Origin of the sequence: Streptomyces sp. NBC_01288 (assembly GCF_035982055.1) — a bacterium.
Lineage (GTDB): Bacteria > Actinomycetota > Actinomycetes > Streptomycetales > Streptomycetaceae > Streptomyces.
In genome coordinates, this window is the sequence record NZ_CP108427.1 from 8,593,996 (window position 1) to 8,614,028 (window position 20,033).

Here is a 20,033-nt window from a genome sequence, read left to right on the forward strand (position 1 = left end):
GACGGTGGCCGAAGCACGCGTGAAGGCACGCAGGGAGTCGGTCTTCGCCGAGCGGTTCGGGGTCTTCGCCGAATGTCTGCTCACCGGGGTGTGGATCGCCGTCGCGTCGGCGGGAGTTGTCACCTATCCCGCCGCCTTCGCCGCCGGGGCGCGGCACTTGAGGCGACGCACCGGTCATGTGGGCGGAGGCTGGCGGGAGTTCGTCGCGGACTTCCGGGTGGCGGTGCGCCGGGGGTGGGTCGTCGGGGTGACCGGGTGGGGTGCGGTGGCCGCCGTATGGGTGGACGTCCAGGCCGTGCGCGCCGGGCTGCCCGGTGGGCAACTCGTCGGTGCCGTCGGGGTGTTCGCGTTGCTCGGGACCGTCGTCGCCGGGATGCGGGCGGCGGCGGTCTGGGTGCCGGGGGACACCTGGCGGGCGCTGCTCGCCGAGGCCGGCCGCCGTACGGTGCTCGACCCCGCCGGTTCCTTCCTGCTCGTCGGCGGGCTGGTCCTCGTCGGCTGTTCCGCCCTGCTCATCGCACCGTTGGCGGTCCCCGTGCTGGGAGCCGTCGCCGCCGCGGCCGTCGCCGTGGAGGAGCGGTACCGGCACCGCTGACGGGCGGTGTCCTCGCATCAGGTCGGCGCGCTTCCGGCGTCGCACCTCCATCTGTCATGCCCCTGACCAGACGGATTTGAAGAAAGCTTCCCGCACGGAAAGGACAGGTCATGTCTCCCATTCCCCGCAGGTCCCTGCTCAAGGCGGCCGCCGTCGCCGGAGCCGCCGCGCAGTTCAGCTGGGCGCTAGGAGCGAAGGATGCCCAGGCCGCACCCAGAGCCGTCGCGGCCGACGGCGACCCGGTGACCCTCGACTGGCTGGAGGACGGCGGTCTCGGCGCCGCGCCCGGTTCGACGGTCGGGGTGCCGTGGCCGATGGGCACCTACCAGGAGGACCAGACCTTCGCGCTGACGGACGCCGAGGGTACGGCCGTGCCGGTGCAGTCCTGGCCGATCGCGTACTGGCCGGACGGATCGCTCAAGTGGACGGCGCACGCGGTGAGTTCGGGCTCCGGCAAGCTCACCCTCACCGCTGGGGACGCGGCCGACCCCGCCAAGAAGGTCACCGTCGACAAGAGCGGCGGCACCATCGACATCTCGACCGGGGTCATCACCGCGAAGATCGGCAAGAACGGCTCCACCCTCATCAAGTCGGTCACCCGGGGCGGCACGGAGATCGCCAAGAACGGCCGACTCGTCCTCATCCGCCAGCCCGAGATGGAGGACGAGGACCAGGGCGCGGTGAAGACCGAGCGCTTCGACGGGGTGATCGGCGAGGTCACCGTCGAACAGGACGGGCCGGTCCGTGCCGTCGTCCGCATCGACGGCAAACACCGCAAGGGCGGCCGGAGTTGGCTGCCGTTCTCGATCCGCCTCTACTTCTACGCGGGCGCCGACTCCTTTCGCATGGTCCACACGATCACCTTCGACGGCACGGTGGAACCGGGCAAGGCGAGCGGCGACTTCATCCGCGGGCTCGGCGTCCGCTTCACCGTGCCGATGCGGGACGCGGCCTACGACCGGCACGTCCGCATCGGCGGCGAAGGAACCGGCCTGCTGCGCGAGGCGGTTCAGGGCATCACGGGCCTGCGTCGTGACCCGGGCGCGACCGTCCAGGCGGCCCAGTACGCGGGCCGGAAACTGGCCGACCCGTCGACCTGGGACCAGCGCGTCACGAGCCGCCTCCAGTACATCCCCAAGTGGGGCGACTACACCCTCGCCCAGCTCTCCGCCGACGGCTTCACCCTGCGCAAGCGCACCACGAAGGGCTACGGCTGGATCCCCGCCGGCGGTGGCGGACACGCCTCCGGATTCGGGTACGTCGGCGGGGCCAGCGGCGGATTCTCCTTCGGGCTGCGGGACTTCTGGGAGAAGTTCCCCGCGCAGCTCGACATCCGCGACGCCCACACCGACGAGGCCGAGGTCACCCTCTGGCTCTGGTCGCCCGAGGCCCAGCCGATGGACCTGCGCTTCTACCACGACGGCATGGGCCAGGACACGTACGCCAAGCAGCTCGAAGGCCTCGAAATCACCTACGAGGACTACGAACCCGAGTTCGGCACCCCGTACGGCATCGCCCGCACCTCCGAACTCCTCTTCTGGGCCGACGAGTCGACGCCGACACCGGAGACCCTCGCCCAACAGGTCGAAGCGGTACGGGTGTTGCCGCAACTCGCCGCCCCACCGCAGCAGTTGATCAAGTCCAAGGTGTTCGGTCCAGGCCTCTACTCCGAGCCCGACCGCTCCACCACCGCCAAGGCGAAGATCGAGGACCACCTCGACTTCCTCTTCGGCTACTACAAGGACCAGGTGGCTCAGCGCCGTTGGTACGGCTTCTGGGACTACGGCGACTTCATGCACTCCTACGACACCGTGCGGCACCAGTGGCGGTACGACGTCGGCGGCTACGCCTGGGACAACTCCGAGCTGTCGCCGGACATCTGGCTCTGGTTCGCGTACATCCGCTCGGGCCGCTCGGACATCTTCCGCTTCGCCGAGTCGCTCACCCGGCACACCGGCGAGGTCGACGTCTACCACCTCGGCGAATGGGCCGGCCTGGGCACCCGGCACGGCGTCCAGCACTACGCCGACAGCGCCAAGCAGCAGCGCATCGCCAACACCACCTACCGGCGCTACTACTACTTCCTCACCGCCGACGAACGCGTCGGTGACCTCATGGCGGCGAACGTCGACTCCGACGAGACGTTCCTCGTCCTCGACCCGATCCGCAAGATCCGCACCGAGCCGTACACCCCCGACCGGCACGCCCTGTCGATCGGATTCGGCACGGACTGGAGCGGGTTGGTGTCGGCGTGGCTGACCGAGTGGGAGCGCAGGGGGCCGAAATGGGAGAAGGCCAAGGCGCGCGTCCTGTCGACCATGGAGACAATCGCCGCCCAGCCCAACGGATTTGTGCAGGGGAGCGGGCTGTACGACCTCGACACCGGCAAGTTCGCCGTCGCCTCCGCGCCCGTCGTCTCCGTCTCGCACCTCTCGGCGGTCTTCGGCCTCAACGAGCTGTGCGCGGAGCTGATTCACCTCGTCGACATGCCCAAGTTCAAGGAGGTGTACATGGATTACTGCCGCTACTTCAACGCCTCCAAGACGGAACAGGCGGCACGCTACGGCTCCAACTTCGGCACCCTGCTGCTCTTCCAGGGCCACTCACGCCTCGACGCCTACGCCGCCGTACAACTCGACGACGCCACGCTCGCCAAGCGGGCCTGGACGAAGTTCTACAGCTCCGACGGTTACATGGAGTCGTCCCCGTGGAAGACGGAGCCGCTGACCGGCCCGGTGACGCTCGTCCCGGGCAGCGAGGCCGCGTGGGTGTCCTCGAACGACACCGCGCTGTACGGCCTCGCCGCCATCGAGAACCTGGCGTTGCTCGGCGACAAGATGCCCTAGCGCAGGGCTAGTTCATCTTTCCCAGCACCTCCCGCACGCGCCGGGCGTCCCGGATCCGCTGCTCGTACGTCGCGCCGAGTGCGAGCAGTAGGACTCCGGCGAGGGCGGGCGGTGCCCAGCGGGGCAGGGCGCCGACGGCCTGGGCGAGGTACGGGGCGAGTTCGTGCAGGGTGTCCAGCACGAGGGTGCCGCCGCCGAGGAGGAGCGGTGCCTGGAGGCGGTGCCGCGCGCCGATCAGTGTGACCAGCAGGGCGGCTGCGCCCAGCAGCAGTGGGCGGGTCCAGTGCGCGTCGGCCCAGGCCGCGAGGAGGCTCGGGACGAGCGTGGCGGCGAGCCCGGGGCCGTAGGCCGTCCAGGACGAGGCGTTCGGGTCGCGGTGCCTGCGCAGCACGCCCACCAGCAGCGCCGGGACGGTCACGGCCAGCGTGTACGCCTCCGGGCTGCCGACGTTGCACGTGGACAGCCGTACCCAGGTGGCGAGGACGAACAGGGCGGCGGACGCGTAGCCGACGCCCCTGCGCTCGGGCCGTAGCGCCGTGCCCGCCGCGATCACTCCGCAGAGGGCCAACACCAGGGCCAGGACGGGCAGTTCGGCACCCGCGAGACCGATCGCCAGTACGCCCGCGACGGCACCCGAGATCTCGACCACCAGCGTCGTCACCGGATCGGTGAGGCGCGAGGCCAGCAGGGCGGCCGTCACCGGTACGGCGAGCACCAGCAACGCGATGTGCTGCGGCTGCCAGTCGAGGGCGGCACCCGCCGCGCAGGCGAGGGCAGTTGCGTAGCCCAGGGAGAAGCCGGCGGAGACCGGCGCGAGGCGCCCGCGCCGGGCCGCACCCGCCAACAGGGCGGTCAGCGAGGCGAGTACGGCGAGCGTGGCCGGTTCGGAGGCAAGTGCGAGGGCGGCGAGAACGAGGGAGGTGAACAGAGCGAGGGCGGTGGCGATGCGGTGCGTGAGCGAGAGCAGGGCCACCACGATGAGCCCGTCCACCAACAGGCCGACAGAGTAAGGAAGTTGCAGTGCGGTCGGGACGATCATCGCCGTCACCCACGCCAGGGACAGGGCGGCGGTCAGGGCCCGGGGCCGCCACGCGGTGTTGCGGACCGCGAGGGCCAGCACCGCGGCGACCGCGATGAGCACCAGGGGAGCGGTGGTCTCGTGCATCGGCCACGGGATGTCCACCGTCGCCGCGGCACGCGCGTCGTCCGGCGCGCCGGACCAGATGCGGGAGACCCACGCGGCCGGGCCGAACAGGGTGGTGACGACGGCCGGCAGGGTCAACAGCAGCGCGATCCCCTGTACGCCGACGGAGGCCAGGCCGAGTCCGCGGCGCACCGGCTCGGGCAGCGAGCCCCGGCGGAGCGCCAACAGGCCCATCCCGCAGGCCAGATAGCCCAGAACCGCCCAGTCGTAGGACAACGGAACCCGGAGCACGCCACCGAGCGTGGCGACCACGAGCAGGCCGCCCGTCGTGGCCGCACCCGTCCGCAGCCCCGGGCCCGGGACGAGCCACGCGGCGGCGAACGCACTCGCCGCCGCGAGCACCAGGAGCGCCGTCGCACGGGCGGCGGCGCCCGGGCCGGCCGCGGACAAGGAGATCAGGCCGGCCGTCAGCACGCCCAGGCCGCCCAGACCGAACGCTCCGCCGACGGCGACGAAGCGCACGGCCTTCGGGGAGACCCGGAGCGCGATCATCATGTCCATCACGGCGGTCACCAGCATCGCGGCCGTGACCGTGCGGATGCCCCCACCGGCCGCCACCACCCAGAGAAGCAAGGGGAGTTGGGCGACCACGAGCGCCGAGGGGAGAGGCAGAAGGAGCGTGCGCGCGGTGGTCGGCTCCGTGCGGGTGACGGCCGGGCTCGGGAGCGCCGCCACGCCGATGCCGTACGCCGCCCACAGCGCGGCCAGCAGGGTCGTCGCCGCTGCCGCGAACGTCGTGCCGTCCCCGTCGGGGAAGGCGACCTCGTGCAGCGCGTACGCGTCCAGCACCGTCAGGACGAGACCGAGGCCCGCGAGCGACTCGGCCGTGGAGCGCAGGCCCCGGCGCAGCATCGCGACGGGTGCGCCGAGCGTCGCCAGGGTCACCCCGCCGAGCACCAGCGCCCGGCCCGCGATCCCCATGCTCCCCCAACTGACCAGCGTGAACGCGATCGCCGCGAGGGTGAGCAGGGTGGCGCCGAGCAGGAGCAGCACGTTCTGCACGCTCGGTGCGGTGGCCTCACGCCGGGGCGGTGCGGCGAACGCCGGTGTCATGGGCGCGGGCCGGGCCGGCTGGAGCACGGTCAGCAGCCAGGCGCGCCGGTGCAGCAACTGCGCGCGGCGGGCGTCCAGTTGGTGCAGCTCGGCGTCCAGGATCCGCAACTCGACGGCCGGAGGCGGGATGTGGGTCATGTCTCGGAGTGTGCTGCCCGTCACGCGGTACGACATGAGCGCACGTACTCAAAACGTACTCAGGTATCGGGAGACGGCCCCCTGACCGGGCAGACTCCCGCCATGGACTGGACCCATTACCGCTTCCGCGCCCGGTGGTCCCTGCCCGCGCCGCCCGCCGTCGTGTACCCGTTCCTGGAACGGGCCGAGGACTATCCCCGCTGGTGGCCGCAGGTGCGCGAGGTCGAGCGGATCGACGACACGACCGGCGTCATCCGCATCCGCGCGAGCCTGCCGTACGTCTTGACCTTCACCGCGCGCGCAGTGCGCCGCGACCCGGCCGCCGGGGTCCTGGAGATCGCGATGACCGGTGACCTGGTGGGCTGGGCGCGGTGGACGCTCACGGCCGACGGCCCCGGCACGCTCGCCCGCTACGACCAGGAGGTCGACCTGAACCGGCCGTCGCTCAGGCGGTTCGCCGTACCCGGGCGGCCGGTGTTCCGTGTCAACCACGCGCTGATGATGCGGGCCGGACGGCGCGGGCTCCTCGCACACCTGGCAGCGGTCTGACGGAAGCGGTTTGAAGGAAACCGGCGGGGGCCTGTATTGTTCGGTGCGTTCCCGGGCGATTAGCTCAGTGGGAGAGCGCTTCGTTCACACCGAAGAGGTCACTGGTTCGAACCCAGTATCGCCCACCGGGAAAGGCCGGTCCGCAGCAGCGGACCGGCTTTTTTGTGCGCCGACGTGCCGACCGCTTATGCGGCCTCCGCCGTCAGGCCCGGGCGCAGTGGCCAGGACTGGTCCACCGACTCCGGGGTGCCGCTGCGCGCGAACCACGCCTGGAGGCCGCGTGCTTGGGCCGCGTGCCACGTCGACTGCAGGGTGTGCAGCTCGGCCGGGGTCAGGCGTTCCAGGCGGGTGGCGAAGCGGCGGCCCAGGGCCCGTACGACCTCCAGGGAGGCCAGCGCGTCCGCGCCCGCGTCGTGGGCGCCGTCCAGCGTGACGCCGTAGTGCGCGCACAGGTCGGTGAGGGTGCGGCGGCCCTTGCGGTAGCGGTCCAGGTGTTTGTCCAGGACCCGGGGGTCCAGGATCTGTAGCACCGTCGACTCGAACCAGTGGTCCAGCGAGCACGCGCGGTGGCGGCGCAGTTCGCGGTCCAGCAGGGTCAGGTCGAACGGTGCGTTCATGACCACCAACGGGCGTCCCATCGCGGCCTGTTCGGCCAGCTCGTCGGCTATCTCGTGCATCACCGGCGCAGGCCAGCGGCCGTTGCGCTGAAGATGCTCATCCGTCAGTCCATGGATCGCCGTCGCCCCGGCGGGCACCGGCACCCCCGGGTTCACCAGCCACCGGGCCACCCGGGGACGGGTACCGGGGGCGTCCTGGACGACGATCGCGGCCGACACGATCCGGTCGGTCTCCACATCCACGCCCGTGGTCTCCGTGTCGAACGCGGCCAACGGGCCCTCGTACCAGCACGTCATACGTACACAACTCCTCGTTCACCCACGGCAGCTGACGTACCGTCTTCTGCCTGTTTGGTGATACCCGGGCTGTTTGCGCCGTACGCCGGAAGGACACAACAGGAGTGCGGGTCTTTGCAGTTCAGCGACCCGATCAGGCATTCAGCACAGCAATTCACCTGAACTTGGAAGGCTGTTGGCCATGGTGATAGCGCAGCCCGAGCGGGGCGGGCTGCTGCCCGAACGGACGGCACCCCAGCGCGGATCGCTCGCCACCACCGCCTGCATGGAGACACTGCAGGTGGGCTATCTGCACGCCGTCGCCGCCGCGGCCGGCTGCTCGCTGTCGCAACCCTTTCCGGACAACGGCATCGACTGGCACGTCAGTCACGGCTCGCCCGGCCACACGGTGGACGACGAGGTCACGATAAAGGTGCAGCTCAAGTGCACTTACCAGATCCCGCCGAATCCACCGGGACGTTCCTTCTCCTTCACGCTCGACAACGACCATCTGCGCAAGCTCGCCCGCACACCGGTCTCGGTGCACAAGATCCTGGTCGTGATGCTCGTCCCGCGTTCCCAGGACGACTGGCTGCGCGCCAGCCACGACCGGCTCGATCTGCGGCACTGCTGCTACTGGGTCAACCTCGCCGGTCACGCGATCACCGGCAGGACCCGGACCACCGTGCGGATACCGACCTCGCGCATCTTCGACGACCGGGCGCTGTGCGAGATCATGACGCGGGTCGGGACGGGAGGCAGGCCATGAGGCACCGCTCGGTCGAGGAACACCTGCGGACGGTACGACCGCATCCCGAGGACCCCACCTCATGGGAACGGCCCCCCGAGCCCGACCAGGTCGACCCCGCCGTCCTCGGCGCCCTGCTGCGCCGGCACGGCTGGCAGCGGCGCGGCGGAGCGCCCGGACGGTACGGCCGCTGGACCCCACCCGGGCCCGGCGGCTCGGGGACCAGCCTGCTGGTCCCCGAGAGCCGGGCCTTCCCCGACAGCGACGACCTCCTCGGCGAGGCGCTCGACGCGCTCGCCCGCAGCAACACCCCCTCCGCCCGCGAGGTCCTCGTCGGCCTCGCCGTACCGAGCGACGAGATCCGCTGGTGGCGCGACATCCCGACCGGACCGGCAGGGGCCGCGTCCTGGACCGTGGAAGAGCAACTCCGCGCCGCCGCCCGCCAGATGCTGCTCGCCGCCGCACTCGCCACCCGCGCGCGTGCCGGCTACTACGGCGCCCGCCACCGCCGCCCCGCCGCCGCGTCCCTGGAACACGTCCTCGTCGGCTCGGCACCCGGCGGCCGTCAACTCACCGCGTTCGTTCCCGTCGACACCGGCCGCGCCCTCGCCGTACGCCTCCACCAGGCCCTCTACGCCACCCGCGAGGCCATCGACTACGAGCGGGCCACCGGCGGCATGGACGCCTTCGACGGGGCCGTAGAAGCGGGCGTCAGCCGGGAGTTGACCGAAGCCGTCGTCGCGCTCGTGCGCGGCACCGAGGGTGCCCGGATCGCCGTCGAGTGGGCGCCCGGCGCGGGTGTCCCCGAGGGGTGTGCCGCGCCCGCCGAGGCCGTCGAGTTCTCGCCGGGCGACCTGCCCGTGCTGCGCGCGGCCGGGGCCCGCTATCTGCGCGAGGAACCGGCCATGCCCGTGCGGATCACCGGCTCGGTGGTGCGGATGCGCAGGTCGGGGCCGCGCGGTGAGGGCACGGTACGGATGCAGGTGATCGCCGGTGCCGAGGTCGGGCACGTCCGGATGACCCTGGACGAGGAGTCGTACCGGATAGCGGGGCACGCCCACCTCGTCGGGCTGCCGGTGCGGGTGCACGGGCGGCTGGAGAGCCGGGGCGGGTTCCGTCGGCTCACCGGCGCCTCCGGGGTCGTACCCGTGCAGGTGGACGAGGCGGAGCGGGACCGGCTGATGAAGTCCCTCCAGGAGAATCTCGACTTCTTCGAGGAGGCGTGCAGCGGGGAGGAGGACTGAGGGAGGGGGAGTGCGGCAACCGTTTCGCGGTGGGCCCCTTAGGGTCGGTACGATCCCCTATTGCGCGCGCTCACGGTATGGCGCCGCATCCACCCTGTAGTCAGGAGAGACCCGTGTCAGACGTCCGTGTGATCATCCAACGCGATTCCGAGCGGGAAGAGCGCACGGTGACGACGGGCACCACGGCCGCGGAGCTCTTCGCCGGCGAGCGCTCGATCATCGCCGCGCGCGTGGCCGGGGAGCTGAAGGACCTGGCGTACGAGGTGAAGGACGGGGAGGCGGTCGAGCCCGTCGAGATCTCCTCCACCGACGGCCTCAACATCCTGCGCCACTCCACCGCGCACGTCATGGCGCAGGCCGTGCAGGAGCTGTTCCCCGAGGCCAAGCTCGGCATCGGCCCGCCGGTCAAGGACGGCTTCTACTACGACTTCGACGTCGAGCGGCCGTTCACGCCCGAGGATCTCAAGGCCATCGAGAAGAAGATGCAGGAGATCCAGAAGCGGGGGCAGAAGTTCTCGCGCCGTGTCGTCACCGACGAGGACGCCCGCGAGGAGTTGGCGGACGAGCCGTACAAGCTCGAACTCATCGGCATCAAGGGCTCCGCGTCCACCGACGACGGCGCGGACGTCGAGGTCGGCGGCGGCGAGCTGACGATCTACGACAACCTCGACGCCAAGACCGGCGACCTGTGCTGGAAGGACCTCTGCCGAGGCCCGCACCTGCCCACCACGCGCAACATCCCGGCGTTCAAGCTGATGCGCAACGCGGCCGCCTACTGGCGCGGCAGCGAGAAGAACCCCATGCTCCAGCGCATCTACGGCACCGCCTGGCCCTCGAAGGAGGAGCTGAAGGCGCACCTCGACTTCCTGGTCGAGGCCGAGAAGCGCGACCACCGCAAGCTGGGCAGCGAGCTGGACCTGTTCTCCATCCCGGAGCAGATCGGCTCCGGCCTGGCCGTCTTCCACCCCAAGGGCGGCGTCGTCCGCCGGGTCATGGAGGACTACTCGCGGCGCCGGCACGAGGAGGAGGGCTACGAGTTCGTCTACACCCCGCACGCGACGAAGGGGAAGCTCTTCGAGACGTCCGGGCACCTGGACTGGTACGCCGACGGCATGTACCCGCCCATGCAGCTCGACGAGGGCGTGGACTACTACCTCAAGCCCATGAACTGCCCGATGCACAACCTGATCTTCGACGCGCGCGGCCGCTCGTACCGTGAACTGCCGCTGCGCCTCTTCGAGTTCGGGACCGTGTACCGGTACGAGAAGTCGGGCGTCGTGCACGGGTTGACCCGTGCGCGGGGCTTCACGCAGGACGACGCGCACATCTACTGCACGCGCGAGCAGATGGCCGACGAGCTGGACAAGACGCTCACCTTCGTCCTCAACCTGCTGCGGGACTACGGCCTGACGGACTTCTACCTGGAGCTGTCGACCAAGGACCCGGAGAAGTTCGTCGGCTCGGACGAGGTCTGGGAAGAGGCCACCGAGACGCTGCGCCAGGTCGCCGAGAAGCAGGGGCTGCCGCTCGTTCCGGACCCGGGTGGCGCCGCGTTCTACGGGCCGAAGATCTCCGTCCAGACGAAGGACGCGATCGGGCGGACCTGGCAGATGTCCACGGTCCAGCTGGACTTCAACCTGCCGGAGCGGTTCGACCTGGAGTACACCGGTCCTGACGGTTCCAAGCAGCGGCCGGTCATGATCCACCGGGCGCTGTTCGGGTCCATCGAGCGGTTCTTCGCGGTGCTGCTTGAGCACTACGCGGGTGCGTTCCCGGCGTGGCTGGCGCCGGTGCAGGCGGTCGGTATCCCGATCGGGGACGGGCACGTCGAGTACCTGGAGAAGTTCGCCGTGGCGGCGAAGAAGAAGGGGCTGCGCGTCGAGGTCGACTCGTCCTCGGACCGTATGCAGAAGAAGATCCGCAACGCGCAGAAGCAGAAGGTCCCGTTCATGGTCATCGTCGGCGACGAGGACATGAACGGCGGGACGGTGTCCTTCCGTTACCGCGACGGCTCGCAGGAGAACGGCATCGCGTTCGACGACGCCATCGCGAAGATCGAGCAGGTCGTGGCGGATCGGGCGCAGGTCTGAGTCTGTTGTCGTTCGGGAGGCCCTCGGGGAGTTCAGATCCCCGGGGGCCTCTCGTCGTCCTCCCGCGTGAAGACCTGGAGGAGCCAGGAGGCGAAGGTTCCGGTGACCGCGCCGAGCAGGGCCAGGCCGATGGCCATCATGCCTACGGCGATCAGGCGGCCGAGCGGGGTGACGGGGGCGACGTCGCCGTAGCCGACGGTCGCGAAGGTCGCGCAGGTCCACCACACGGCGTCGCCGAACGTCCTTATCGTCGCGCCCGGGGCCGCGTGTTCCTCGTGGTAGACGGAGAGGGCGCCGGCGAAGCCCAGCAGGACGGTGGACAGGCCGGCGTAGACGATCACGCGCGCGTGCAGGGCGAGTCGGGGCTGTCCGTGCCGTCGCTGCACGGCCTCGTAGACCCTGACGACGCGCAGCGGTCGCAGCAGGGGCAGGAGCAGGACCAGCGTGTCCAGCCAGTGCGTGCGGACGAAGCGCAGCCCTTGGCGGCTCAGTCGCCAGCGGACCGCGTAGTCGACGGCGAAGAGGGCCCAGGCGGCGAACAGCACGGCGAGGCAGAGGTCCTGGCAGGTGTCCGGCAGGCCGTGGGCCAGGATGCGGACCGCGTACGCGGCGAGGAAGACCAGGGACGCCATGGCGAGGGGGACCTCCGTGCGCTGCTCCCAGCGGGCCTTGCGGCTGTCGTCGTCCATCGGCCCAGCTTGGCGCGGGAGGGGTTTCGCGCAACCCCGGCGACACGCCGCGAACGGGCGAAGCCATATGCTTCCTTGCATGACGAGTGAGCCGGAGCAGCAGATCGGAGTGGGCACGCCGGACGCGTTCCAGCGCCTCTGGACGCCCCACCGGATGGCCTACATCCAGGGCGAGAACAAGCCGACCGGCCCCGGGGCCGACGACGGTTGCCCCTTCTGCTCGATTCCGGCCAAATCGGACGAGGACGGGCTGATCGTCAGGCGCGGTGAGCTGGTGTACGGGGTGCTCAATCTGTACCCGTACAACGGCGGCCATCTGATGGTCGTGCCCTACCGTCACGTCGCGGACTACACCGACCTGACGGACGCGGAGACCGTGGAGCTGGCGGCCCTCACCAAGCAGGCGATGACGGCCCTGCGTTCCGCTTCCGGCGCCCACGGCTTCAACATCGGCATGAACCAGGGGAGCGTGGCGGGCGCGGGTATCGCCGCCCACCTCCACCAGCACATCGTCCCGCGCTGGGGCGGCGACACGAACTTCATGCCGGTGGTCGGCCACACGAAGGTGCTGCCCCAACTCCTCGCGGACACACGGAAGATGCTCGCCGACGCTTGGCCCACGGCGTGAGCCACGGGGCTTGAATTCCGGGGCTTGACCTTCGGGCCGGCATCATCCAGCCTGTCCGGCGCTTGAGGACGAGGCCGTTCAGGCCGACAGCGGGGGTCTGGGGGCGCAGCCCCCAGAGGCCGGCCCCGACGACCCGCACGCGACCCGCTCAACCGCCGGAGGCCTACGCGTCGTAGAGGTCGGCCTTCCTTGGTGACGCGTCCTGCACGTTCGTGCTGAGGAACGACGAGCGGTTGCCGAACTTCTCCGTGTCCACGCCGTTCTCGTCGAGGACGCGGATCGCGGCGGCGTGGACCACGCGCAGGACCGGTGTCGCGGCGCGGAGCGCGTCGTCCGCCATGAAGCGGTGACGCCAGGGCTGGTCGGCCCAGGCGTGCCGCAGGCCGAACGGCTCGGGCAGGGATATGGAACCGCCGAGCCAGTTCAGCAGTGGCGGATACCAGGTGATCGGGGCGCGGACGGCAAGGCGTACGACCTCGTCGGCGGGGACGAGCGGGAGCTTGACCTTGCGGGTCTCCCATGGCTTGAGGGTCTTCTGGACGTCCTTCGAGGGGGCCTCGGGCTTGCCGGTGAACAGCGAGTTCACAGGACCCAGGGCGTGCCCGGTGATCTCGATGCGCAGCGTCTTGTGCAGCACGGTGACCGTGATCATCATCGTGATGACCAACTGCCCTTCCCAGAGGGTCCATTGGACGCCCAGGTAGTGCCGGTCGCCGGCGCCGAACTGCTGCTTGTTGCAGATGTCCTGTATCGCGTGCGTCTTGACCTGGTACGCGTCGACGTCCGTGCCTCCAGGCCGGGACACGGCCTTGGCGCCCTCGCCGATCGGCGTGACGACCCAGTGGCGTATGGACGCCTTCGGGAAGCCGCCGGTGTTGATCGTGTTCCGCTCCAGCATGCGCAGGTCGTCGTGGATGTTGCGGATGACGTCCCAGCTGCGGAAGGGGTGGATCTCCCGGTTGGCGTCCCGCGCGATCAGGTCCTCGGCGAGCTGCCAGCTGCCCCAGCGGGTGCCCATACCGAGGATGCCCTTGGGGCCCGCGTAGAAGATGGAGTTGGACTGCTGCTCGGCGCTGAGCGTGGCCAGGGACTGGCGGAGCTGCTCGGCCTGGGTCTCGCCGGGGCTGGTCGGCACCGCCTCGGGGACCTTGGCGCCGACGCTGCTGCCGGACAGCAGGCTGTCCCAGCGCCCGCGCAGATCCTTCGCGGTGTTCTCGCAGACCTGCTTGGCCCACAGCCAGCCGACCACGGGGAGGATGACGCACGCGCGTGCGTACCAGGACCAGAAGCCCGCGAAGGGCATCTTGACCAGGAAGATCACGGCGACCGCGCCCACGGCGACGAGCAGGGTCGTGGCGATCGCGCCGGCCCTCTTGTTCGTCTGGGTGCGCTTGTCGATCAGGCTGCGCAGCTGGAAGACCAGCAGCCAGACGATCAGCCCGGGCAGGAACAGCAGGCCGCACAGCACCATGATCATGGACAGCCTGTTGTCCCGCGCGCGGCGGATGTTGTTGGCCGCCAGGGCGTGCTCGACGACGGACTGCGGTTCGGTGCCGAACGACTGGATGAGCGGCTTGCGTCCGGGGCTGAGCATGCGGGCCACCAGGGCGCCGGAGAACGCCTCACCGAGATTGGGGCGGAAGATCGTCGCCCACTTGCGGCCCTCGTTGACGGCCGTCTGGTGCCATTCGTTGTCGGCCTTCTTGATGTCGGCCACCGGGTTGTCCCGGTAGGCCGCCGAGGCCAGCGCGAAGGTCGCCGTCTGCCCCTCGTCGCCGGTACGCGGCACCTGTGGTCCGAAGATGTCCGCGTAACCGCTGTCAACGGTCATTCCCGCCCCCGATCGCCGCTGTTCCCGCTTCTGCGGCTTTCCCGACTTCCGTGCTCCGCACACCTGTTGATCAGGTCATCAGCGTATCGGCAGCCACTGACATTCGTCAGCGGACGACCGAAGCCGCCCGCCGACCCGGAGGAAAGCGTTCCGTTTGAGCCACTTGTGGGTCGTCGCACGCCACAAGTGAGCCCCTCGGCATCAACTGCTAGGCGTCGCCCGCCTCTTCGCGGATCCGTTCGGCGATCTGCGGAGGCATCGGTTCGTGGCGGGCGTACGTGCGGTTGAAGCGTGCGGTGCCGTGCGAGAGGGAGCGGAGGTCCACGGCGTAGCGGCCGATCTCGATCTCCGGCACCTCGGCGCGGATCAGGGTGCGCCCGCCGGTCGTCTGCTCGGTGCCGAGCACCCGGCCGCGCCGCCCGGACAGGTCGCTCATCACCGCGCCCACGTAGTCGTCGCCGACCAGCACGGTCACCTCGGCCACCGGTTCCAGGAGATGGATCTTCGCGTCGATGGCGGCCTCCCGCAGGGCGAGCGCGCCGGCCGTCTGGAACGCGGCGTCCGAGGAGTCCACCGAGTGCGCCTTGCCGTCCAGGAGTGTGATCCGTACGTCGAGAAGCGGATGGCCGGCCGCAACTCCCCTTGCCGCCTGGGCCCTTACGCCCTTCTCCACCGACGGGATGAACTGCCGCGGTACCGCGCCGCCGATGACCTTGTCCACGAACTCGATGCCCGTGCCGCCCGGAAGCGGCTCGACCTCGATCTCGCAGATCGCGAACTGCCCGTGCCCGCCGGACTGTTTGACGTGCCGGCCGCGCCCCTGCGACTTGGCGGCGAACGTCTCCCGTAGGGAGACCTTGTGCGGGACGACGTCGACCTGGACGCCGTAGCGGCTGCGCAGCCGTTCCAGGGCGACGTCCGCGTGGGCCTCGCCGAGGCACCACAGGACGACCTGGTGGGTGTCCTGGTTCTGCTCCAGGCGCATGGTCGGGTCCTCGGCGACGAGCCTGCTCAGGCCCTGCGAGAGCTTGTCCTCGTCGGCCTTGCTGTGCGCCTGGATGGCGAGCGGCAGCAACGGATCGGGCATCTCCCAGGGCTCCATGAGCAGCGGGTCGTCCTTGGCCGAAAGCGTGTCCCCGGTCTCCGCGCGGCCCAGCTTCGCCACGCACGCGAGGTCGCCCGCGATGCAGTGCGTGAGCGCCCGTTGCTGCTTCCCGAAGGGCGCGGACAGGGCGCCGACGCGTTCGTCGACATCGTGGTCCTCGTGCCCGCGGTCGGCGAGCCCGTGCCCGGAGACATGGACGGTCGCGTCGGGCCGTAGCGTCCCGGAGAAGACGCGCACCAGGGAGACGCGTCCGACGTACGGGTCGGAGGCGGTCTTCACGACCTCGGCGACCAGCGGGCCGTTCGGGTCGCACGGCTTGAGCTCCCGCGCCCTGCCGTCGACCGTGGTGACCCCGGGCGCCGCGCGCTCCAGCGGGGTCGGGAAGCCGCCTGTGATCAGCTCCAGGAGCTCGGCGGTGCCGAGACCCTGTCGGGCGCCCTCGGCGGCGGGAGCGGCCGCCAGAACGGGAAAGAAGACCCCGCGTGCGACGGCCCGCTCCAGGTCGCCGATGAGCGTCTTGACGTCGATCTCCTCGCCGCCGAGATAGCGGTCCATGAGGGTCTCGTCCTCGCTCTCCGCGATGATCCCCTCGATGAGCCGGTTGCGGGCCTCCTCGATCCGCGGCAGCTGCTCGGGCCCGGGCTCCGACTCCTTGCGCTCCCCGGACGCGTAGTCGAACACCTTCTGCGACAGCAGCCCGACCAGACCCGTCACGGGCGCGTGCCCGTCCGGGCCCGGCGACCCGTGCAACGGCAGATACAGGGGGAGTACGGCGTCGGGGTCGTCCGCGCCGAAGGCCTCCGCGCAGTACCGGGTCATCGACTCGAAGTCCGCGCGCGCCGATTCCAGATGCGTGATGACGATCGCGCGCGGCATGCCGACCGCCGCGCACTCCTCCCACACCATCCGGGTCGAGCCGTCCACGCCGTCGGAGGCCGAGACGACGAAGAGGGCCGCGTCCGCCGCTCGCAGACCGGCCCTCAACTCGCCGACGAAATCGGCGTACCCGGGGGTGTCGAGAAGATTGACCTTGTACCCGTCCCAGTCGACGGGCACCAGGGAGAGCTGCACCGAGCGCTGCTGCCGGTGCTCGATCTCGTCGTAGTCGGAGACGGTGCCGCCGTCCTCCACGCGGCCCGCCCGGTTCACCGCCCCCGCGGTCAGCGCGAGGGCCTCCACCAGAGTCGTCTTGCCCGATCCGGAGTGGCCGACCAGCACCACATTCCGTATGGACGCGGGGTGGTCGGCCGCTGTAGCCCTGCCGGCGGCTCCGGGGTGTGCGTTCGCCTTGTCGCCCATGGCCTTGCCTCCCGTACACGGTGAGGTCACTGTGGGCGCGGACACACGCAGCCGCGTGCGGTGGCGGCTCCGATGACGCCCGCGGTGGTTCGAGCTTTCCACTCCCGTCACGGTGCGTCCATACACGGGACGCGATCCGGCCGTGACACCGATGGCATCGCGTCGTGCCGCAGCCATTCAAGACATGGGCACGCGGGTGCCCGGCCGTCGCCCACGCGCGCGCGTGGCTACGATGGGCCAGCCGGTGGCCAGCAGGGGCCGCGCGGCGACACCGACCCTCGGGAAGGCCATGCTGAACAAGTACGCGCGTGCATTCTTCACGCGTGTCCTCACGCCGTTCGCCGCATTTCTGATCCGCCGGGGCGTCAGCCCCGACACGGTCACCCTCCTCGGCACCGCCGGAGTGGTCGCGGGCGCGCTGGTCTTCTATCCCATGGGCGAGTTCTTCTGGGGCACGGTCGTGATCACGCTGTTCGTGTTCTCGGACCTCGTCGACGGCAACATGGCCCGCCAGCTGGGCCGCTCCAGCCGCTGGGGCGCCTTCCTGGACTCCACGCTCGACCGGGTGGCCGACAGCGCGGTCTTCGGCGGCCTGGCCCTCTGGTACGCGGGCGGCGGCGACAACATCGCCCTGTGCGCCGTCTCGATCTTCTGCCTGGCCAGCGGCCAGGTCGTGTCGTACACCAAGGCGCGCGGCGAGTCGATCGGCCTGCCGGTCGCCGTCAACGGCCTGGTCGAGCGGGCCGAGCGGCTCGTGATCTCACTCGTGGCGTGCGGTCTCGCCGGACTGCACAAGTTCGGCGTCCCGGGCATCCAGTGGCTGCTGCCCATCGCCCTGTGGATCGTCGCCGTCGGCAGCCTGGTCACGCTGATCCAGCGGGTCGTCACGGTCCGCCGGGAGGCCGCGGAGGCCGACGCCACGGCGGCCCAGGAGGCCCCGGAACAGCACAGCAGCGGGGCGACTCCGTGAGCGGTGCCCAGGAGCGGCTGACGGACGCGCTCTACGGCCTCGGCTGGAGCGCCGTCAAGAAGCTCCCCGAGCCGGCCGCCGTCCGGCTCGGCCGCACCGTCGCCGACCTCGCCTGGAAACGGCGCGGCAAGGGCGTACAGCGGCTGGAGAGCAACTACGCGCGCGTGGTGCCCGACGCGAGCCCCGAGCGGCTCGCCGAGCTCTCGCGCGCGGGCATGCGGTCGTACCTGCGCTACTGGATGGAGTCCTTCCGGCTCCCGGCCTGGAGCGCCGAGCGGATCCGGGAGGGCTTCGACTGCAAGGACGTGCACCACCTGATCGACGGCATCGCCTCCGACCGCGGTGTCATCCTCGCGCTGCCCCACATGGCCAACTGGGACCTCGCCGGCGCCTGGGTCACCACCAAGCTGGCGACCCCGTTCACCACGGTGGCCGAACGCCTCAAGCCGGAGACGCTCTACGACCGCTTCGTCGCCTACCGCGAGGGCCTCGGCATGGAGGTCCTCCCGCACAGCGGCGGCACCGCCTTCGGCACGCTCGCCCGCCGCCTGCGCGACGGCGGCCTGGTCTGCCTGGTCGCCGAACGCGACCTGTCCGCCTCGGGCGTCGAGGTCAAGTTCTTCGGCGAGACCACCAGGATGCCCGCCGGCCCGGCCCTCCTGGCCCAGCAGACCGGCGCACTCCTGCTCCCCGTGACCCTCTGGTACGACGACTCACCGGTCATGAAGGGCCGGGTCCACCCGCCGGTCGAGGTACCCGAGTCAGGTGACCGGGCCGAGAAGACGTCTGTCATCACACAGGCGCTGGCAGACGCTTTCGCCACCGGCATCGCCGACCACCCGGAGGACTGGCACATGCTTCAGCGCTTGTGGCTCGCGGATCTCGACCCCACGAAGGGGCCCTCGTGAGGATCGGCATCGTCTGCCCCTACTCCTGGGACGTCCCTGGCGGCGTCCAGTTCCACATCAGAGACCTCGCCGAGTACTTCATCCGGCTCGGCCACGAGGTCTCCGTCCTGGCCCCGGCCGACGACGACACCCCGCTGCCGCCGTACGTCGTCTCGGCCGGCCGCGCGGTCCCGGTGCCGTACAACGGCTCGGTGGCCCGCCTGAACTTCGGCTTCCTGTCCGCCGCCCGGGTCCGACGCTGGCTGCACGACGGCGAGTTCGACGTCATCCACATCCACGAACCGACCTCGCCGTCCCTGGGCCTGCTCGCCTGCTGGGCCGCGCAGGGCCCGATCGTCGCCACCTTCCACACCTCGAACCCGCGCTCGCGGGCGATGATCGCCGCGTACGCGATCCTCCAGGCCGCCCTGGAGAAGATCAGCGCGCGGATCGCCGTGAGCGAGTACGCCCGCCGCACGCTCGTCGAACACCTCGGCGGCGACGCGGTCGTCATCCCGAACGGCGTCGACGTCGACTTCTTCGCCCGAGCCGAACCCAAGCCGGAATGGCAGGGCGAGACGATCGGCTTCATAGGGCGCATCGACGAGCCCCGCAAGGGTCTCCCGGTGCTGATGAACGCCCTCCCGAAGATCATCGCCGAGCGCCCGAACGCCCGACTCCTGGTCGCCGGTCGCGGCGACGAGGAGGAGGCCGTCGAATCGCTCCCCAAGGAACTGCGTTCACGCGTCGAGTTCCTCGGCATGATCAGCGACGACGACAAGGCCCGCTTCCTGCGCAGCATCGACCTCTACGTAGCCCCCAACACCGGCGGCGAGAGCTTCGGCATCATCCTCGTGGAGGCCATGTCGGCAGGCGCCCCGGTCCTCGCCGCCGACCTCCCCGCCTTCGCCCAGGTGCTCGACCAGGGTGTCGCCGGCGAGCTGTTCCCCAACGAGGACGCGGACGCCCTCGCCGAGGCGGCCGTACGACTCCTGGGTGACCCCGAGCGGCTGGCGGAGCTGCGGCGGAGCGGGAGCGCCCACGTACGGCGCTTCGACTGGTCGACGGTCGGCGCGGACATCCTGTCGGTCTACGAGACGGTGACGGCGGGCGCGGCAGCGGTGGCGACGGACGAACGGACGGGGTTGCGGGCGAGGTTCGGGCTGGCGCGAGACTGAGGAGCGCCAACTTCTTGATGCGGGCGGGTATTTCCAGCCCGTCCGGCGTTTGAGGACGAGGCCGTCCAGGCCGAAGCGGGGGCCTG

General features: G+C 70.6%; 15 protein-coding genes and 1 tRNA gene. 11 read left to right on the forward strand and 5 right to left on the reverse strand.

Translation table 11 applies throughout. From position 1 onward, the window contains the following. The first annotated feature begins 4 nt into the window (after positions 1–4). Together OG194_RS38720 and OG194_RS38725 are read left to right on the forward strand one after the other, a co-directional pair. Positions 5–595, forward strand: coding sequence for a hypothetical protein (locus tag OG194_RS38720; RefSeq protein ID WP_327405390.1), 591 nt, complete (start codon positions 5–7; stop codon positions 593–595). Between the two features lie 110 nt (positions 596–705). Then, positions 706–3,441: an exo-rhamnogalacturonan lyase family protein gene (locus OG194_RS38725; RefSeq protein ID WP_327405391.1), complete on the forward strand. Its 2,736-nt coding sequence runs from the start codon at positions 706–708 to the stop codon at positions 3,439–3,441. A 7-nt stretch (positions 3,442–3,448) separates the two neighbouring features. Here the strand turns inward: OG194_RS38725 and OG194_RS38730 are convergent, their stop codons facing one another. After that, positions 3,449–5,836, reverse strand: coding sequence for an SCO7613 C-terminal domain-containing membrane protein (locus OG194_RS38730; RefSeq protein WP_442811694.1), 2,388 nt, complete (start codon positions 5,834–5,836; stop codon positions 3,449–3,451). 102 nt (positions 5,837–5,938) lie between these two features. Here OG194_RS38730 and OG194_RS38735 point away from each other — a divergent pair, with 102 nt between their 5' ends. Further along, positions 5,939–6,385, forward strand: coding sequence for an SRPBCC family protein (locus OG194_RS38735; protein WP_327405393.1), 447 nt, complete (start codon positions 5,939–5,941; stop codon positions 6,383–6,385). Positions 6,386–6,438: 53 nt separating this feature from the next. After that, positions 6,439–6,510 (forward strand) — tRNA-Val (locus tag OG194_RS38740). A 60-nt stretch (positions 6,511–6,570) separates the two neighbouring features. Here OG194_RS38740 and OG194_RS38745 read toward each other — a convergent pair. Then, a complete protein-coding gene (locus tag OG194_RS38745; protein ID WP_327405394.1) occupies positions 6,571–7,299 on the reverse strand; it encodes a 3'-5' exonuclease in 729 nt (242 codons plus the stop codon). 181 nt (positions 7,300–7,480) lie between these two features. Between OG194_RS38745 and OG194_RS38750 the strand changes: the two genes are divergently transcribed. The 3 genes from OG194_RS38750 to thrS all read left to right on the forward strand — a co-directional run bounded on the left by OG194_RS38750 (position 7,481) and on the right by thrS (position 11,360). After that, positions 7,481–8,047, forward strand: a complete 567-nt coding sequence (locus tag OG194_RS38750) for a DUF4365 domain-containing protein (protein ID WP_019059792.1) — start codon at positions 7,481–7,483, stop codon at positions 8,045–8,047. After that, positions 8,044–9,270, forward strand: coding sequence for a hypothetical protein (locus OG194_RS38755; RefSeq protein ID WP_327405395.1), 1,227 nt, complete (start codon positions 8,044–8,046; stop codon positions 9,268–9,270). The genes OG194_RS38750 and OG194_RS38755 overlap by 4 nt, the downstream gene beginning before the upstream one ends. Positions 9,271–9,383: 113 nt before the next feature. Further along, entirely contained in the window at positions 9,384–11,360 is a 1,977-nt protein-coding gene (gene thrS / locus OG194_RS38760; RefSeq protein WP_327405396.1) for a threonine--tRNA ligase, read from the forward strand. 32 nt (positions 11,361–11,392) lie between these two features. Here thrS and OG194_RS38765 read toward each other — a convergent pair whose 3' ends face one another. Continuing rightward, complete coding sequence (locus OG194_RS38765; protein ID WP_327405397.1) at positions 11,393–12,049, reverse strand: potassium channel family protein; 657 nt, start codon at positions 12,047–12,049, stop codon at positions 11,393–11,395. Between the two features lie 67 nt (positions 12,050–12,116). Between OG194_RS38765 and OG194_RS38770 the strand changes: the two genes are divergently transcribed. Next, positions 12,117–12,677 (forward strand): HIT family protein, encoded by a 561-nt coding sequence (locus OG194_RS38770; RefSeq protein ID WP_327405398.1) that lies wholly within the window; start codon positions 12,117–12,119, stop codon positions 12,675–12,677. A gap of 163 nt (positions 12,678–12,840) precedes the next feature. Here OG194_RS38770 and OG194_RS38775 read toward each other — a convergent pair whose 3' ends face one another. Both OG194_RS38775 and OG194_RS38780 read right to left on the reverse strand, forming a co-directional pair. Continuing rightward, entirely contained in the window at positions 12,841–14,508 is a 1,668-nt protein-coding gene (locus OG194_RS38775; RefSeq protein ID WP_327405399.1) for a hypothetical protein, read from the reverse strand. Between the two features lie 208 nt (positions 14,509–14,716). Beyond that, positions 14,717–16,912, reverse strand: coding sequence for an elongation factor G-like protein EF-G2 (locus OG194_RS38780; protein ID WP_327405400.1), 2,196 nt, complete (start codon positions 16,910–16,912; stop codon positions 14,717–14,719). Positions 16,913–17,144: 232 nt separating this feature from the next. On the opposite strand from OG194_RS38780, the gene pgsA reads away from it, so the two are divergent. From pgsA to OG194_RS38795, 3 genes are read left to right on the forward strand one after another with little or no spacing between them, the layout of a single operon-like run. Continuing rightward, positions 17,145–17,882: a phosphatidylinositol phosphate synthase gene (gene pgsA, locus OG194_RS38785; RefSeq protein WP_266878583.1), complete on the forward strand. Its 738-nt coding sequence runs from the start codon at positions 17,145–17,147 to the stop codon at positions 17,880–17,882. After that, complete coding sequence (locus tag OG194_RS38790) at positions 17,879–18,790, forward strand: phosphatidylinositol mannoside acyltransferase (protein ID WP_327405401.1); 912 nt, start codon at positions 17,879–17,881, stop codon at positions 18,788–18,790. The genes pgsA and OG194_RS38790 overlap by 4 nt, the downstream gene beginning before the upstream one ends. Continuing rightward, positions 18,787–19,947, forward strand: coding sequence for a glycosyltransferase family 4 protein (locus OG194_RS38795; RefSeq protein ID WP_327405402.1), 1,161 nt, complete (start codon positions 18,787–18,789; stop codon positions 19,945–19,947). The genes OG194_RS38790 and OG194_RS38795 overlap by 4 nt, the downstream gene beginning before the upstream one ends. The last annotated feature ends 86 nt before the right edge of the window (positions 19,948–20,033 follow it).